14 protein-coding genes are annotated in these 15,150 nt (G+C 70.7%); 6 read left to right on the top strand and 8 right to left on the bottom strand.

Features of this window, described 5'->3' with window-relative positions; all coding sequences use genetic code 11:
* Positions 1–8: 8 nt before the first annotated feature.
* From D7Y21_RS09585 to D7Y21_RS09575, 3 genes are all read left to right on the top strand, one after another.
* Positions 9–1,472: a glutamine synthetase family protein gene (locus D7Y21_RS09585; RefSeq protein ID WP_199724610.1), complete on the top strand. Its 1,464-nt coding sequence runs from the start codon at positions 9–11 to the stop codon at positions 1,470–1,472.
* Positions 1,473–1,485: 13 nt separating this feature from the next.
* Complete coding sequence (locus D7Y21_RS09580; RefSeq protein WP_121712680.1) at positions 1,486–2,670, top strand: iron-containing alcohol dehydrogenase; 1,185 nt, start codon at positions 1,486–1,488, stop codon at positions 2,668–2,670.
* 158 nt (positions 2,671–2,828) lie between these two features.
* Positions 2,829–3,245: an ATP-dependent DNA helicase gene (locus tag D7Y21_RS09575; protein ID WP_120566787.1), complete on the top strand. Its 417-nt coding sequence runs from the start codon at positions 2,829–2,831 to the stop codon at positions 3,243–3,245.
* An 83-nt stretch (positions 3,246–3,328) separates the two neighbouring features.
* Here the strand turns inward: D7Y21_RS09575 and D7Y21_RS09570 are convergent, their stop codons facing one another.
* Entirely contained in the window at positions 3,329–3,853 is a 525-nt protein-coding gene (locus tag D7Y21_RS09570) for a hypothetical protein (RefSeq protein WP_233591907.1), read from the bottom strand.
* Between the two features lie 192 nt (positions 3,854–4,045).
* Here D7Y21_RS09570 and D7Y21_RS09565 point away from each other — a divergent pair, with 192 nt between their 5' ends.
* Positions 4,046–4,435: an ATP-dependent DNA helicase gene (locus D7Y21_RS09565; protein ID WP_120566788.1), complete on the top strand. Its 390-nt coding sequence runs from the start codon at positions 4,046–4,048 to the stop codon at positions 4,433–4,435.
* A gap of 80 nt (positions 4,436–4,515) precedes the next feature.
* Here the strand turns inward: D7Y21_RS09565 and D7Y21_RS09560 are convergent, their stop codons facing one another.
* The 7 genes from D7Y21_RS09560 to D7Y21_RS09530 form a co-directional block, all read right to left on the bottom strand.
* Positions 4,516–5,082: a hypothetical protein gene (locus tag D7Y21_RS09560; protein WP_121712678.1), complete on the bottom strand. Its 567-nt coding sequence runs from the start codon at positions 5,080–5,082 to the stop codon at positions 4,516–4,518.
* 148 nt (positions 5,083–5,230) lie between these two features.
* Positions 5,231–7,093, bottom strand: a complete 1,863-nt coding sequence (locus D7Y21_RS09555) for an ArnT family glycosyltransferase (protein ID WP_370038365.1) — start codon at positions 7,091–7,093, stop codon at positions 5,231–5,233.
* Positions 7,090–8,040: a hypothetical protein gene (locus D7Y21_RS09550; RefSeq protein WP_120566790.1), complete on the bottom strand. Its 951-nt coding sequence runs from the start codon at positions 8,038–8,040 to the stop codon at positions 7,090–7,092. Before D7Y21_RS09550 ends, D7Y21_RS09555 begins: the two co-directional genes overlap by 4 nt.
* The gene (locus tag D7Y21_RS09545; protein ID WP_120566791.1) at positions 8,027–8,539 is read right to left on the bottom strand and encodes a hypothetical protein; all 513 of its coding nucleotides are present in this window, start codon (positions 8,537–8,539) and stop codon (positions 8,027–8,029) included. The genes D7Y21_RS09550 and D7Y21_RS09545 overlap by 14 nt, the downstream gene beginning before the upstream one ends.
* Before the next feature lie 83 nt (positions 8,540–8,622).
* The gene (locus D7Y21_RS09540; RefSeq protein WP_121712676.1) at positions 8,623–9,582 is read right to left on the bottom strand and encodes a CarD family transcriptional regulator; all 960 of its coding nucleotides are present in this window, start codon (positions 9,580–9,582) and stop codon (positions 8,623–8,625) included.
* A 78-nt stretch (positions 9,583–9,660) separates the two neighbouring features.
* Positions 9,661–9,876 carry a hypothetical protein gene (locus tag D7Y21_RS09535; RefSeq protein WP_120566793.1) on the bottom strand — a complete coding sequence of 72 codons (216 nt, stop codon included), beginning with the start codon at positions 9,874–9,876 and terminating at the stop codon, positions 9,661–9,663.
* 97 nt (positions 9,877–9,973) lie between these two features.
* A complete protein-coding gene (locus D7Y21_RS09530) occupies positions 9,974–12,187 on the bottom strand; it encodes a serine/threonine-protein kinase (protein WP_120566794.1) in 2,214 nt (737 codons plus the stop codon).
* A 223-nt stretch (positions 12,188–12,410) separates the two neighbouring features.
* Here D7Y21_RS09530 and D7Y21_RS09525 point away from each other — a divergent pair, with 223 nt between their 5' ends.
* Entirely contained in the window at positions 12,411–13,133 is a 723-nt protein-coding gene (locus tag D7Y21_RS09525; RefSeq protein WP_121712674.1) for a hypothetical protein, read from the top strand.
* Positions 13,134–13,314: 181 nt separating this feature from the next.
* On the top strand, positions 13,315–15,123 hold the full coding sequence (locus D7Y21_RS09520; RefSeq protein ID WP_121712672.1) for an acyl-CoA dehydrogenase family protein: 1,809 nt from the start codon (positions 13,315–13,317) through the stop codon (positions 15,121–15,123).
* The last annotated feature ends 27 nt before the right edge of the window (positions 15,124–15,150 follow it).

The raw sequence follows: 15,150 nt of genomic DNA, 5'->3' as shown, positions 1-15,150 counted from the left end.
AGGTCCGCATGGCGTCGCGTCCCAAGGCCAAGGTGCTCACCCATCCGGCGATGGCCCGCCGGGCCCGAGGGAAGGAGCGCAGCGAGGGAGGGCCGCGAGCGGTGCCCGGACAGCAGGGGGACATGGACTCCCTGCGCCGGTGGATGGACGAGAAGGGCGTCCGCAAGGTGAAGCTGGGCGCCATCGACGTGGATGGCGTCTTCCGCGGCAAGTACGTCTCGCTGGAGAAGTTCTACAGCGCGGCGAAGAGCAACATGGGCTTCTGCGACGTCGTCTTCGGCTGGGACCTGGGCGACGAGCTGTTGGACAACACGAAGGTGACGGGCTGGCACACGGGCTACCCGGACACGCCCGCGAAGGTGGACCTGTCCACGGCGCGCATCATCCCGTGGGAGCCGGACACCGCGGCGTTCCTGTTGGACTTCGTGAACCCGGATGGCACGCCCTTCGAGGCGAGCCCTCGCCAGCTGCTCCAGAAGATGGGTCAGCGCGCGCGCAAGCTGGGCTTCCTGCCCAAGTTCGGCGCGGAGTACGAGTTCTTCCTCTTCAAGGAGGGCCCCCAGAGCCTGCATGAGAAGGGCTTCAAGAACCTCACGCCGCTGACGCCGGGCATGTTCGGCTACTCGTGGCTGCGCACGTCGATGAACGCGCCGCTGGTGCACGCGCTCATCGACGGGTGCAACGCGTACGGGCTCAACATCGAGGGCTTCCACACGGAGACGGGCCCTGGCGTCTTCGAGGCCGCCATCCGCTACGACACGCTGGAGCTGGCGGCGGACCGCGCGGCGCTCTTCAAGACGGTGGTGAAGGAGATCTGCGCGAAGCACGGTGTGTCCGCGTGCTTCATGGCGAAGGTGGATCCGAAGCTGCCGGGCTGCTCCGGCCACGTGCACCAGTCGCTGTGGAACCTGAAGGAGGAGGAGAACCTCTTCCACGACCCGTCGCAGAAGCACGGGATGAGCAAGCTGATGCGGCACTACATCGGCGGGCAGGTGGCGCTGATGCCGGAGCTGACGGCGCTCTACTGGCCCACCATCAACAGCTACAAGCGCAGCGTGGAGAACACCTGGGCGCCCACCACCGCGACGTGGGGCCTGGAGAACCGCACCTGCGCCATCCGCGTCATCGGAGACAGCGGCAAGTCCATGCGCATCGAGTACCGCCAGCTGGGCGCGGACATGAACGCGTACATCGGCATGGCGGTGAGCCTGGCCGCGGGCCTGTGGGGCATCGAGAACGAAATCGAGCCGCCCGCGCCCGTGCTGTCCAACGCCTACGAGGCGAAGAACACGAAGCCGCTGCCCCGCACCCTGAAGGACGCGGTGGCCCTCTTGAAGAACAGCGAGCGCGCCCGCGAAATCCTGGGCGAGGGCTTCGTGGACCATTTCGTGCGCACCCGCGAGTGGGAGGTGCGCCAGTACGAGCGGGCGGTCACCTCCTGGGAGCTGGAGCGCTACCTGGAGCTCATCTGAAGGAGGACCTTCCATGAAACCTTTCGACATTCCCTCGGAGCCTCGCGTCACGGAGATGGCGTGGCCCACGCGCATCGTGTTCGGCGCGGGCGCGCTCCAGAAGCTGCCCGCGCACGCGGCGCGGTTGAACATGAAGCGCCCGCTGCTGGTGACGGACGCGGGCGTGGTGAAGGCGGGCCTCGCCGCGCGCGTCGCGGACGTGCTCAAGGGCGCGGGGATGGACTGCGCGGTGTTCGACCGCGTGGAGCCCAACCCCACGGAGCGCGACGTGTTCGCGGGCCTGGAGGCGTACCGCGCGCACAAGGCGGACGGCATCGTCGCCCTGGGCGGTGGCAGCGCGCTGGACGCGGGCAAGCTGGTGCAACTGCTCACCACGCACGAGCCGCCGCTCAGCCGCTACGACGACGCGAAGGGCGGCGGCCAGTACGTGCGCGACGACCTGCCTCCGCTCATCGCCATTCCCACGACGGCGGGCACGGGCTCTGAAGTCGGGCGCTCGGGCGTGGTGACGCTGGCGGACACGGGCCGCAAGACGGTCATCTTCAGCCCGCACCTGCTGCCGAAGGCGGCCGTCATCGACCCGGAGCTGACGCTTGGTCTGCCCCCGTCCGTTACCGCGGCCACGGGCATGGACGCGCTCACCCACTGCATCGAGGCGTATGTCGCCAATGGCTTCCATCCGCTCGCGGACGCGGTGGCCATCGACGGGGTGATGCGCGTGGGGCGCTCGCTGGTGACGGCGGTGAAGGAGGGCCGCGACCTGGCGGCTCGCACGGACATGATGGTGGCCGCGATGGAGGGCGCGATGGCCTTCCAGAAGGGCCTGGGTGCGAGCCACGCGCTGGCGCACGCGCTCACGCCCATCTCCAACGTGCCGCACGGCCTGGCGAACGCCATCGTCCTGCCCGCGGTGATGGAGTTCAACCGCGCGGCCTGCACGGCGCGGCTGGCGCGCATCGCCACAGCGCTGGGGGACACGTCCAACGCGCGTGAGGAGGTGCTCGCGGCCAACGCCATCGACCGCGTGCGCAAGCTGGCGGCGTCCGTGGGGATTCCGACGCGGCTGCGCGAAGCGGGCGTGCAGGAGAAGGACCTGGAGCACATCGCGCAGAAGGCCTTCCAGGACGCGTCCCACCAGGGGAATCCGCGCGCCGTGACAGAGGCGGACCTGCTGGCCATGGCCCGCGAGGCGTACTGAGAAGCGGCTTCACTCCGGCTTGATTTCAGAGTGTTTCAGCGGGGCCTCTTCCGAGGGAAACGGGAGGGGCCCCGTGCCTTTGGAGCGCTTGAATCAAGCGGTGCCTCCTCCGTCAGAAGGTTCAGAACGCAGCACAACGCGGCTCACGGAGGCAGGTCATGAAGGCGATGCTCAAGAAGATGGTGGTGGCTGTGGCGCTGGTCGCGAGTTCCCCGGTGATGGCGGCGGACTTCCACGGCGCCTCCCCCCTCGTGAGCCGTCAGGACCAGTCCCGCATGGAGCGCGAGCGGCACGAGCGGGAGCGGCTGTCGCGCCTGGAGCGGGAACGGCAGGAGCGGGCGCGGATGGAGCGCGAGCGTCAGGCCCGGCTGGAGCGCGAGCGCAAGGAGCGGGCGCGGATGGAGCGTGAGCGTCAGGCCCGGCTGGAGCGCGAGCGGTTCGAGCGGGAGCGCCAGGCCCGGATCGAGCGGGAGCGCAAGGAGCGGGAGCGGTTGGCTCGGATGGAGCGGGAACGGCAGGAGCGGGAGCGGCTGGCGCGGCGCGACTCGCACTACCGGGGCGGCTGGGTGAACTAGGCGGCCACGGTGGTGTCACAGCCTGAAGCAGCACGGAGGCCCGGGGGCGGAGATCCACCCTCGGGCTTCTTCGCGTCTGGAGGTCAGCGGGCGCCAGAGTCCACGGACAGCGTGTGGGCTCCCGCATCCGGAGCCGTGCTGCCGGCGTCCGCGACGCCGCCTGTTTCCGGCGTGAACTCCAGCGTGTCCATGAAGAGGCGCCCCGGCAGCCGCATGTCCATGGCGGTGATGCGCTCGCGATCGCGCAGCTCGTAGAGCTGCCTCGCCACCCAGCCGGTCGGCACCGGTTCGTCGGAGAAGAAGACGTAGACGCGCACCTTCCCCTCCTTCACCGGCACGCGGAAGCTGGTGTTGGCGACGGGACGGCCGGGGTCGCAGCGGATGGAGCGGTTCTCTCGCGTGAGCGTGAGCTGCCGGATGACGCCCTTCTCGGACGTCGTGAAGAGCATGCAGTAGGGCAGCTGTCCCTCGACGGGGATGATCTCCATCGTCGCCGGGCCCGTGCGCTTCACCAGCGCACGCGTCACCTTCGCGGGCTTCGCGTCGTCGCAGCGCACGGAGCCCGCGCCCAACGCCATCATCGTCAACAAGCCCGTCCAGCGCGTCACGTGTTCTTCCCTGGGAAGGAGGGATACCGACCGCGAGCCTACCCTCCTGTCCGCGTGCGAAGCGGCTTCACTCCGGTTTGATTTCAGAGTGTTTCAACAGGGCCATCTTCCGATGGCGCGGTTGAATCAAGCAGGGCCTCCCCCGTCAGTAGGTTCAGAACGCAGCAACAACGCGGCTCACGGAGGCAGGTCATGAAGGCGATGCTCAAGAAGATGGTGGTGGCTGTGGCGCTCGTCGCGAGCTCCCCGGTGATGGCGGCGGACTTCCACGCCGCCACCCCCCTCGTGAGCCGCCAGGACCAGGCCCGCATGGAGCGCGAGCGTCAGGAGCGCGAGCGTCAGGCGCGGCTGGAGCGCGAACGGCAGGAGCGCGAGCGGCAGGCGCGCCTGGAACGGGAACGGCAGGAGCGGGAACGGCAGGCCCGGCTGGAGCGCGAACGGCAGCAGCGGGAACGGCAGGCCCGACTGGAGCGCGAGCGTCAGGAACGCGAGCGGCAGGCGCGGCTGGAGCGCGAACGGCAGCAGCGGGAGCGCCTGGCCCGGCTGGAACGCAGCCGCTACAGCGGTGGCTGGCTGAACTAGGCGGCCACGGTGTCTCAGCTTGAAGCAGCACGGAGGCCCGGGGGCGGATTTCCACCCTCGGGCCTCTTCGCGTCTGGAGGTCAGTTGGCCAGCGGCTCCACGGTCAGGGCGGGAGTGCCGGCGTCCGAGGCCGTGCCTCCGTCGGAGGTCACCACGCCGCCCGCGCCCACGATGCCGCCCGTCTGCTCCGGCTCGCCTGTTTCCGGCGTGAACTCCAGCGTCTCCACGAAGATGCGCCCCGGCAGCCGCAGGTCCATGGCGGTGACGCGCTCGCGGTCGCGCAAGTCGTAGAGCTGCTGCGCCACGGAGCCCGCCGGCACGCGCTCGTCGGAGAAGAAGACGTAGATGCGCACCTTCCCCTCCTGCACCGGCACGCGGAAGCTGGTGTTGGCGACGGGGCGGCCCGGGTCGCAGCGGATGGAGCGGTTCTCTCGCGTGAGCGTGAGCTGCCGGATGACGCCCTTCTCGGACATCGTGAAGAGCATGCAGTAGGGCAGCTGTCCCTCGACGGGGATGATCTCCATCGTCGCGGGGCCCGTCCGCTTCACCTGCGCGCGCGTCACCTTCGCGGGTGGCTTCGCGTCGTCGCAACCCACGACGCCCGCACCCAGCACCATCACCGTCAACAAGCCCGTCCAGCGCGTCATGTGTTCCTCCTCGGGAAGGTGGAATGGCCGACACCGCCAGCCTACCTTGGCCTCACGCCTTCCCGTCCTGTCCGCTTTTCTTGGTCGCCCGCGAGGCCGCCGAGTGCACGGTCGTGCACATGGCTTCCTGCGTCATCCAGGCCGGGACCTACTCCGGGCGTTGGTAGACGATGACCTGCGGCGTTTCGTCCAGGTACAGCCCGGTGACGGGCGTGCGCGTGCCGAAGGCCTGCCACGTGAGGAACTCGTGCTCGCGGAACTCCTGGTGGTACTGGTACGCGACGATGTCCGCGTCGAACGGGCTGTTCACCGCCCGCACGTCCGGCCGCAGCATGCCGTTGCGCTGATAGTCGCGGAACGAGAAGCCGTTGACCTCGTGCAGGTAGATGCGCGCGCCCGGCTTCGCGTGTTCGTTGATCCACGGCAGCACGCCGGTGACGTGGCTGGACCAGAACTGCCGCTGCATCCCCATCGTCGCCGCGCCCGGCAGCCCACCCGCCAGCTCCGAGTACGCCGCCGTGCCGTACGGGAACACCCGCACCAGCCCCAGCAGCGCGGGCGCCATGAGCAGCGCGAACACCGGCACCGTCACCACCAGCGGTGACACCGAAGGCCGCCGCGCCTTCAGCACCTCCCACAGCGCGAAGCACCCGCGCGCCACCGCGGCGCCCGCGAGGATGCCCAGGAAGGGCATGGACGGGAACCAGTGCTTCACGCCGCCGAAGTGCGGCACCTGCGGGTGGCTGATGATGAGGATGGACGTCACCGCGTTGACGCCCACCAGCGCCTCCGCCGCGGTGGGCATCCGCACCCATTCGCGCGTGCGCTCACTCAAGCCGAGCAGCGCGCGGCCCACGAGCACCACGAAGCCCGTCACCATGGGCGCGAAGAGGCTGGTGGGCACCGTCAGCGCCGTCTTCACCAACACGTAGCTGAGAGGGAAGGGCGGCCCGCGCATCAGCGTGCCCAGGTAGAACCAGGCGTAGTGGTTGTGCGTCGCGTGGAAGGCCAGGTACCACGCGGTGCGGTCCACCGGCGCGTGCCACAGGTAGGGCCAGTGCAGGTAGAAGAGGACCGGGCCCAGCACCGCCATGGCCGCCAGCGGCACCAGCGCCCGCGTCACCGGCAGGCTCACCCGCCCGAGGTCGCGCAGCAGCACCACGCTGCCCACCGCGAGCCCCACGAAGAACAGCGTGTGCGGGCTCAGGAGCAGGAACTTCTTCTGGAACCCGGCGGGCCCGCCCAGGAACACCACCAGCAGGCCGTACAGCACCGCCACCGCCGCGAACAGGCCCACGAAGCGGGCCAGCCGCACGCGAGCCTCCGGAGCGCCCTCGCTCGCCTGCCACGCGCGCCACAGCGCGAACGGCGACAGCACGAACGGCAGGAAGAGGGCGTTGTGCTTCGTGGCGATGGCCAGTCCGAACGCCACGCCGCACGCGATGCCCCAGCGGGTGCTCTCCAGCGCGCGCCAGAAGCAGTACACGACGAGCAGCCACATCGCGGCCACCGGCATGTCGAAGCACGCCAGCTCCGCGTTGAAGTACTGGCGCGGCACCAGCAGGAAGGAGAGGGCGGCGAACCACCCCGCGGTGCGGCCGTACAGCGCGCTGCCCAAAAGGAAGCACAGCGCGGGCACCAGCGCCGCCATCGCGAACGCGGGCAGCCGGTAGGCCGTCGCGTCGCGCATCACGCCCAGCGTGTCGTGGAAGAGCAGGTGGCTCAACCCGAACAGCGTCTTCATCAGCGCCGGGTGCTCGTGGTTGTAGTCCCACAACCGCACGATGGCGCTGTCCGTGAACGCCTGCGCGGGCGAGTGCAGCAGCAGCCGGAACCACTGCGAATAGCCCTCCGCCGCGGCGAAGTAGACGCTCTCGTCGCGCGTGAAGCCCACGGCGGCTTCCGTGCTCCACAGCGCCGCGAACGCCAGCACCCACAGCGCCAGGGCCGTGAACTTCTCCTCGCGCGTCGCGGGGCGTCCCGTCATCTGGAACGTCGCCGGAGCCGTCATGGCTTCACCCCCACCGCGGGCTCCAGCGCCATCACGTCCAGGCACACCTGCCGCGACTCCGCGTTGTCCGCCTGCACCCAGACCTTCACCGTGCGCGGCGGTCCGGGCGGCAGCACCACCTCCGCCTTCTGCACGCCCTCGCGGCCCGGGGGAATGGGCACGTCCAGGAGCCGCTCGCCCGTGGCCGCGTCATCCACGCCCAGGTACGAGGTGGACAGGCGCGGGTCCTTGGAGTGCGCGAACTCGAAGATGATGCCGCCCTCCAGCCGCAGGCCCATGCCGGAAGGAACGTTGGAGAACTCGGCCACCAGCCGCTGCGGCCCTCCCGGCGCGTGCATCCACAGGCAGCGCCGGGGTTCGTAGAGGATCTCGTGCCACTCCGGCGCCACGTACAGGTGCGGTGGGCCGGGGCAGCGGTGCACCTTGCCGTCGAAGGGGCAGTCCCGGCGCGAGCCGTCCGGCTGCTCCAGGTACACGCGCGCCGCGCTCGCGGACTCGCTCGCCACCCAGTGGCGCGGGCGGTAGCGGCCGTTTTCGTAGAGGCGCAGCGACAGCGGGCCCTGGCGCGACTCGGGGCCCAGCGCCTTGCGGCCGGGTTGGAAGGCCGCGTCGAATGCGCCCACGTCGGAGCGGGGCAGCTCCGGCTGGCCCAGCACCCAGATGCGCGGGTGCGCGCTCAAATCCGCGCCGTCCGACTCCAGCCACCCGTACACGGGCACGGAAGGAGGCACGAAGAGGCGGGCGCGCTCGGTCCACCAGGGGAACAGCAGCACCGCGTCCCCGGGGCGCGCGTCGCGGGCCAGCACGTCCGCCACGGCGCGCTCGTCCGCGTCCGTGGGCAGCCGGCCCGGAAGCCTCAGCTGGAAGGCGAGGCACCCGAGCGCGACGAGCAACAAAGCCCCCAGCTCCACCAGGGGCAGGGCGCGCAGGACCTTAGGACTTGGCAAGACGGATCTTCTGCTCGCTCTTTTCGCGGCAGAAGGTGCAGAAGATGTGGTCGCCCTGATTGAAGGACGGCGTCCAGGGCGGGTACATCGAGCAGCGCGGATCCAGGCAGTGGTGCAGCTCCCAGAGCGTGCCCAGCTGGTGCAGCGCGTGGCGCGCGATGGGCTTGAAGTCCTTCTCCAGGTCCTTGAACGGCGCGATGGAGAGGATTGCCCGGTCCTTGCCGTACCTGGCGAAGCCCGACGTGGGCGCCTTGCCGCTGGGCAGGTCGCGGTCCTTCAGCTTGCGCGAGGTGAGCAGCAGCACCTTGTCGTCCTTGTAGGCCCGGATGCCCGTCACCTCATTGAGCAGCTTCTCCGCGTCCAGGGGCTCGGACATGCCCGCGGGGACTTCCGCGGAGCCGCTGTGCTCGCTGCCCACGCCGAAGGCCGTGTAGAGCGTGCGGTTGAACTTGGCGAGCTGCTTGTCGTCGAAGGGGTCCAGCGTCACGACGCGAATCACGGGGCGTCACCTCGGCGGGAAGGCCCTCGCGGTGCCGGGCGCGCGCTTGCGGCGCGACGCGGGCGGCCGGAGGGCCGTGGGGTTCACTCGTCCTCGGGCGGCTTCGCCTTGGGAGGACGGCCACGCTTCTTCGGCGCGGCGGGCTCCGCGGGTGCGGCGCCCTCGGGTGGCTTGGCCTTGGGCGGACGGCCGCGCTTCTTCGGCGCGGCGGGCTCCGCGCCCTCCGCCACCTCGGGCTTCGGCTTGGGCGGACGGCCGCGCTTCTTCGGGGCGGCGGGCTCTTCGCCTTCGGCCGGCTTGGCCTTGGGCGGACGGCCGCGCTTCTTGGGAGCGTCCTCGCCCCCCTCCTCGCCGCCTTCCTTCTCGCCGCCTTCTTCCTCGGAGGACTCCTCTTCGGACTCGGACTGCGGCTCCTCGTCCGAGGGCAGGTCCAGCTCTCCGCCCTCCAGACCCATGAGGTCGCCGTCCAGGTCCATGTCGTCCTCGTCGCCACCGGGCCGCGCGAACTCCGCGGCGGTGCGCTTGGGACGCTCCTTCCCGGGCGGGAAGAGGACGATGTCGATGGAGTCCTCGGCGTTGGCCTCGGCGGTGCCCAGCGCGGCGGCGACCTCCGAGACCAGCAGGTGCCGGGCGTTGTCGTAGAGCTCGCGCTCCTTGGTGGGCAGCGGCCGCAGCTCACTGAGGACCTGGAGTCCCTTGACGACCTCCGCCAGCCCCAGGATGCCGCCCTGGGTCATGCGGTCCAGGTTGGTGCGCGCGCGTTGCTTCCAATCCAGGTCGGCCTTGTCACTGTCCGAGCGGAGGAACGCGTAGATCTCCTCCACGTCGGCGGGACTGGCCACCTTGCGCACGCCGATGGAGAGGATCTTCCCCTGTGGCACCATCACGACCGCGCCGTCTTCCTCCCGGCGCATGGTGACGAAGGTGAGGCTCTGGCCCGCCACCTCCTTCACGTCGATGGCGGCAACGCGGCAGACCCCCTGGTTGGGGTAGACGACCCGGTCTCCAACCTGGAGCTGGAGTGCAGCGGACCCTTCTGGCATGGCCCCCTCGTGGGCGGGTGGGATGAGCACCGAAGCGAGCGCCGGTCGTAGCACCGAGCCTCGCCGGATGCCACGAGATTACCGGGGAAGCATTGTCATCCGGTTGGCACTGCGCTGCGCTTCCAACAGCTTGGCCATGATCTCGTGAGCCTGCGAGTCCAGGACAGCGTCGATCTGGGCGTCGGTCGGCCCCTCGTCCGCCGTGCTTCCGGGCCGTGCGTCCACGCGGGTGGAAAGTCCCACCGTCGCCATCACCGCGATCCCCAGGGCCAGCACCGCCAGCAGCTTCTTCATGAGCGTCCTCCGTGGCGGCCCAGGGTAGGGGCGGCGCCCGGATGATCAATTTTTCGGCTACAGGCTGGCGGTGTCCTGTAGCGGCCCGTCGCGCGCGCTACTGGTGCAGCGGCGCCACCGGCGTCACCTCCAGCGTGAGGCCGCCGGAGTTGTCGTGGACGTCGTCATCCGGGAACGCGAGCCGCAGCCAGCTCGCGCCGCGCATCACCGTGGGCTGATTGACCTCCAGCACCTCCAGCGTGCCCGGGGCCACGGCCGGGGACGGCCCCGCGCCGTGCAGCGCGAGCACGCCGTTCACCTCGCCGCCGCCGAAGCCGCGCGTGCGCGCCGGTTCCCCGGCCGAACGCACCACGACGCGGTAGGTGGTGGACGGATCCAGCTCCCGGAGCGTGAAGCCGTCGTGGGGGGACAGCGAGACGGCGTGCCGGCGCGCGTCCAGGAGCAGGGTGGTGATGGCGCCGCTCGCCTGTTCGCGCACGTGCACCTGGAGCGCGCCGCGGTTGTCGTCGGGCCGGTCGTCCCAGAGGAACACGTAGAGGACGGAGGCGTCGCGCACCAGCACCTCGTCGGCGCCCACCAGGCCGAAGCTGTCGCGCGCGGCCAGCGCCGTGCCGCCCTCCAGGAAGTACACGGCCTGGGCCACCGGCAGCGGGCCGCCCACCGACACGCGGCCCTCCACGCGCAGGCCGTAGGTGCGGGACGGATCCAACCGCATGCGCGCCGCCTGGGACGGGGGCACACGCAGGGCATGCGCGACCGCGCTGAGCGCGAACGGGCCTCCAGAGGAATAGCGGGCAATGGACGCGGGCGTGTTGTCCGGCCCCGTGCGGGGCAGGGCGCGCGCCGCGACCGCTTGCTTCGGCGCGAGCCGCGCATGGACCGCCAGCGTGGTGCCGCGCTCGGCGTGCACGCGCTGGCTGAAGGGCACCATGCCCGGCAGCAGCACCTCCAGCACGTGGTCGCGGTCCGACGGAAGCTGGGTGATGAGCGTGGGCGTCGTCTCCGCCAGCGTCCGGCCGTCCACGCGGATGGTGGCGCCCGGGGGCGAGGAGCTGAGCTCCACCGCGAACGTGTTGGAGCCGCCCATGACCAGGCCCAGCCACGTGGCCACGAGCGCCGCCACCACCACCGGCGCGCCGCGCACCGCCCAGCCGCGCAGGGAGCGGTGCCACGCGGGCGGCGGCTCCGGCGGCATCGCCTGCGGGGGCAGGGGCTGCGTCGTCAAATCGCCTCGGGGCTCCCCCCCGGGCTCGGAGACGTGGCGGGGCACCTCCGGGGGCGTGGCGATGGGCGGCGGTTCGGCGATGCCGCTCCAGCGGCCCACCCGTGCGACGAACTCGCGCGGCAGCTGTACCGGGCGGCCGGCCTCCACGAGCTCCGGCTCGAAGAGGTAGCCCATGAAGTGGCCCAGGTCGCTGGCGGACACGTCCGGCGCGGTGACGTGGAGCTGGCGCGCCAGCGCCTCCGCGAAGGCCTGCGCGGTGGGGTAGCGCTGCTCCGGGCTCGTGGCCATCGCGGTGAGCAGGATGCGCTCCAGCGCGGCCGGGATGTTCGGCACCCACTCGCGCGGGCGGGGGAAGTCGCCCTGGGAAATCTTGCGCAGCACGTCCTGGAGCGAGCCCTCGAAGGGGCGCCGTCCGCAGAGCATCTCGTAGAGGACCGTGCCCGCGGCGAACACGTCCGTGCGCGCGTCCAGCGCCTCGCCGCGCGCCTGCTCCGGCGCGAAGTAGACGTACTTGCCCTTCGCGGGGTCCACCTTCGTGTCGGAGCGCCCGGCGAGCCGCGCCCGCGCGATGCCGAAGTCCACCAGCTTCACCTGCCCCTCGAAGGAGAGGAGCACGTTCTGCGGGCTCACGTCCCGGTGGACGATGTGCAGCGGGCGGCCGTTGTCATCCAGCCGCGTGTGCGCGTACGCCAGCCCCCGGAGCATGTCGATGGCCACCAGCACCGCCAGGGGCGGCGGCAGCGCGGGCAGCCCCTTCTCCCGCGCGCGGCGCAGCACGTGCGAGAGCGGATGGCCGTCCACCCACTCCATCGCGAGGAAGTACTCGCCCTCCACCTCCCCGAAGTCGAAGATCTGCGCGATGTTGCCGTGCGACAGCCCCAGCGCGATGCGCGCCTCGTTGATGAACATGGACACGAACGCGCTGTCGTCCGCGTAGCCCGGGAGGATCTTCTTGATGACCACCGGCTTCGTCACGCCCGCCACCGCCGTCATCCGGGCGCGGTAGATCTCCGCCATGCCGCCCGTCGCGATGCGCTCGAGCAGCTTGTACTTGCCGAACTGGAAGCCGGCGGAAAGCGGCGGCACGTTCGAATCGGCTCCGGTGGAGGGGAGTCCTTCGCAAAAACCGCGAGAAGCTATCATGAGGCCATTCAGACGCCCTGGGTGGAATATTCCGCTACGCTCGCCAGCCTGTTCCCGTAACCCTGCATTCTTCCTCTTGGTGTGGAGCAGCCTCACATGGGGTGGCTGTCGGGAGCCCACGCCCGCCGAGCCGACACGCACGGTATCTCCTGCTCCAGCACTCCGCGTGGAGTCGGAGTCCCCTCCACCCGCTCCCAGGGACGCGGGCACCTGGGCGGATGCGACCGTCACGCCCGTGTCCGCGCCCGCCTGGGGCGAGCCGCTCCCGGACGACGTCCTCCGGCTGGAGCTGTCGGGAGAGCAGGTGCGCCTGGGCACGGAGACCTTCACGCCGGCCCGAGCCCAGGACGCGGCCAGGCTCGCGGAGCGGGTGCGGGGCCGGGATGTGCTCGTCGCCGTGGGGGACGCGGACACGTTCCTCGCGCAGGTGTCGGACTCGCTGGCGGTCTTGCGCGCGCAGGCGGCGGAGGTGTGGCTTCTGCACCCGGACGCGCCGGTGGCCTACCGGCTGGTGCTGCGCGACGAGCAGGGCTTCCGGGCGTGGCTGGAGGAGGTGGCGCCCGGCAAGCTGCGCATCATCCAGCGCGCGGACGGCTTCGAGCTGAGCACCAGCGTGGGCAAGCTGCCGGGGCCGGACCGCAACGGCCCTTCCGTGCCGGTGCGCGGCGGGCGCCAGGACATCGCGACGCTGCGGCGGGCGCTGGCCCGGCTGAAGACGCGCTTCACCACGTCGGACGACCTGTGCCTCGTCCCCTCGTTCGGCACGGAGGTGGTGCAGGTGGCGCGGGCGCTCGGCGGCACGTACGTCGCGCCGGAGGAGGGGCTCTTCGACACGCTCTGCCTCGTGTACCCCACGCCCCGGTCCGCTCCGGACGCGGGTTCCCCGTAAGCCAGGGGCCGCGAAGCCTCCCGCCTGGCGGGCGGGCACGCACCCCGGGTGGAGTCCCACGACGCATTGAGGTGGTGGGTCCGCGCCGCTACTACCCGTGGAGGTCCGCGCGCCCTAATGTGCCGCGCGCCTTTTTCCCTGAAGGCTTCGGAGGGCAATGCTCCCTCCCCGGAGGTCGTTGATGGTCGCCGCAACCGAGCCCGCTTCCCGTCCCCAGGATGTTCTCGCCGGGGGCACCTTCCTCTTCCAGGAGGTGGGCTCCACCCGCATCCTCACGCCCGAGGCGTTCTCCGAGGAGCAGCGGCTCTTCTTCAAGACGGCGCTCCAGTTCTGCCGGGAGCAGGTGCTGCCCCAGGCCGCGCGCATCGAGGGCAAGGACAACGCGCTCTTGCGCGACCTCTTGCGCCGCGCGGGCGAGCTGGGCCTCTTGAGCGTGGACATCGCGGAGACGTACGGCGGCACGGGCCTGGACAAGACGACGTCGCTGTTGCTCGCGGAGGCCATGAGCCTGTTGGGCTCGTGGTCGGTGACGTCCAGCGCGCACACCGGCATCGGATCGCTGCCCATCGTGTGGTTCGGCAACGAGGCGCAGAAGGCGAAGTACCTGCCGAAGCTGGCCACGGGTGAGTGGGTGGCGGCGTACGCGCTGACGGAGCAGGGCAGCGGCAGCGACGCGCGCGGGGCGAAGACGAAGGCGGTGAAGTCCGCGGACGGCAAGCACTACGTCCTCAACGGCTCCAAGCTCTACATCACCAACGCGGCCTTCGCGGACGTGTTCGTCGTCTTCGCGCAGGTGGACGGTGACAAGTTCACCGGCTTCATCGTGGAGAAGGACACCCCGGGCCTCACCGTGGGCCCGGAGGAGCACAAGATGGGCATCCGCGGCTCGTCCACGTGCCCGCTCTACTTCGAAGATGCACTGGTGCCCGTGGAGAACCTGCTGGGAGAACTGGGCAAGGGCCACCGCATCGCCTTCAACATCCTCAACTACGGCCGCCTGAAGCTGGGCGCGGGCGTCATCGGGAGCATGAAGCTGCAGCTGCAGAGCGCGCTGAAGTTCGCGCAGGAGCGCAAGCAGTTCAAGGCGCCCATCGCCACGTTCCCGCTCATCCGCGAGAAGCTCGCGCGCATGGCCACGCTCGTCTACGCGGTGGAGAGCATGACGTACCGCACGGCGGGCTTGGTGGACGGGCGCCTTGCGTCCAAGGAGCGCTCGGACGCGGACTACGACGCGCACGTCATCGCCGCGATGGAGGAGTTCGCCACCGAGGCCTCCATCATGAAGGTCTTCGGCTCGGAGGCCATCGGCTTCCTGGTGGACGACGCGGTGCAGGTGCACGGCGGCGCCGGCTACATCGAGGAGTACCCGGTGGAGCGCGCCTACCGCGACGCGCGCATCAACCGCATCTTCGAGGGCACCAACGAAATCAACCGGATGCTGATCACCGGCATGCTGCTCAAGCGCGCCGTGAAGGGCGACCTGCCGCTGTTCGCGCAGGCGCGCTCCGTGGCGGAGGAGCTGAGCCGCGGCGAGCGTCCCCGCGCGGGCCGCCACGACGCGCTGGCCAACGAGGAGATCGCCGCCGAGTGCGCCAAGCACCTGGCCATCCACGGCATGCGCCTGGCCGCGGAGACCTTCGGCACGGAGCTGGACAAGCACCAGGAGGTCATGGCCGCGCTGGCGGACGTGGTGATGGACGCGTACGCGCTGGACTCCATGGTGACGCGCACCCGTCAGGCCGCCACCGGCGGCGTGCAGGACCCGGTGCGCGTGGCGCTGGTGCGGCTGTATGCGATGGAGTCCACCACCCGCGCCTTCGAGCGCACCCGCCGCGCGCTCTGCGCCACGCTCAAGGGTGACACGCTCTCTCTGGAGCTCAAGCGCCTGTCCGCGCTGGACGCCTTCACGCCGTACGACCCGGCGGAGCTGCGGGAGACCATTGTCGCGGGCCTGGAAGAGGCCGGCGGCTACCCGTACAACCCGCTGTAACAGCTGAAGCGCGCGGGTGCCCTGGAC

This window comes from Corallococcus sp. AB045 (assembly GCF_003668895.1).
Lineage (GTDB): Bacteria > Myxococcota > Myxococcia > Myxococcales > Myxococcaceae > Corallococcus > Corallococcus coralloides.
The sequence above is the reverse complement of the archived record's forward strand: the minus strand, read 5'-3'. Positions and strand labels throughout refer to the sequence as shown.

Bases quoted from the DNA above. Each gene is read 5' to 3' on its own strand.
- D7Y21_RS09585 (WP_199724610.1), top strand. From the start codon at position 9: ATGGCGTCGCGTCCCAAGGCCAAGGTGCTCACCCATCCGGCGATGGCC.
- D7Y21_RS09580 (WP_121712680.1), top strand. From the start codon at position 1,486: ATGAAACCTTTCGACATTCCCTCGGAGCCTCGCGTCACGGAGATGGCG.
- D7Y21_RS09575 (WP_120566787.1), top strand. From the start codon at position 2,829: ATGAAGGCGATGCTCAAGAAGATGGTGGTGGCTGTGGCGCTGGTCGCG.
- D7Y21_RS09565 (WP_120566788.1), top strand. From the start codon at position 4,046: ATGAAGGCGATGCTCAAGAAGATGGTGGTGGCTGTGGCGCTCGTCGCG.
- D7Y21_RS09560 (WP_121712678.1), bottom strand. From the start codon at position 5,082: ATGACGCGCTGGACGGGCTTGTTGACGGTGATGGTGCTGGGTGCGGGC.
- D7Y21_RS09555 (WP_370038365.1), bottom strand. From the start codon at position 7,093: ATGACGGCTCCGGCGACGTTCCAGATGACGGGACGCCCCGCGACGCGC.
- D7Y21_RS09540 (WP_121712676.1), bottom strand. From the start codon at position 9,582: ATGCCAGAAGGGTCCGCTGCACTCCAGCTCCAGGTTGGAGACCGGGTC.
- D7Y21_RS09535 (WP_120566793.1), bottom strand. From the start codon at position 9,876: ATGAAGAAGCTGCTGGCGGTGCTGGCCCTGGGGATCGCGGTGATGGCG.
- D7Y21_RS09520 (WP_121712672.1), top strand. From the start codon at position 13,315: ATGGTCGCCGCAACCGAGCCCGCTTCCCGTCCCCAGGATGTTCTCGCC.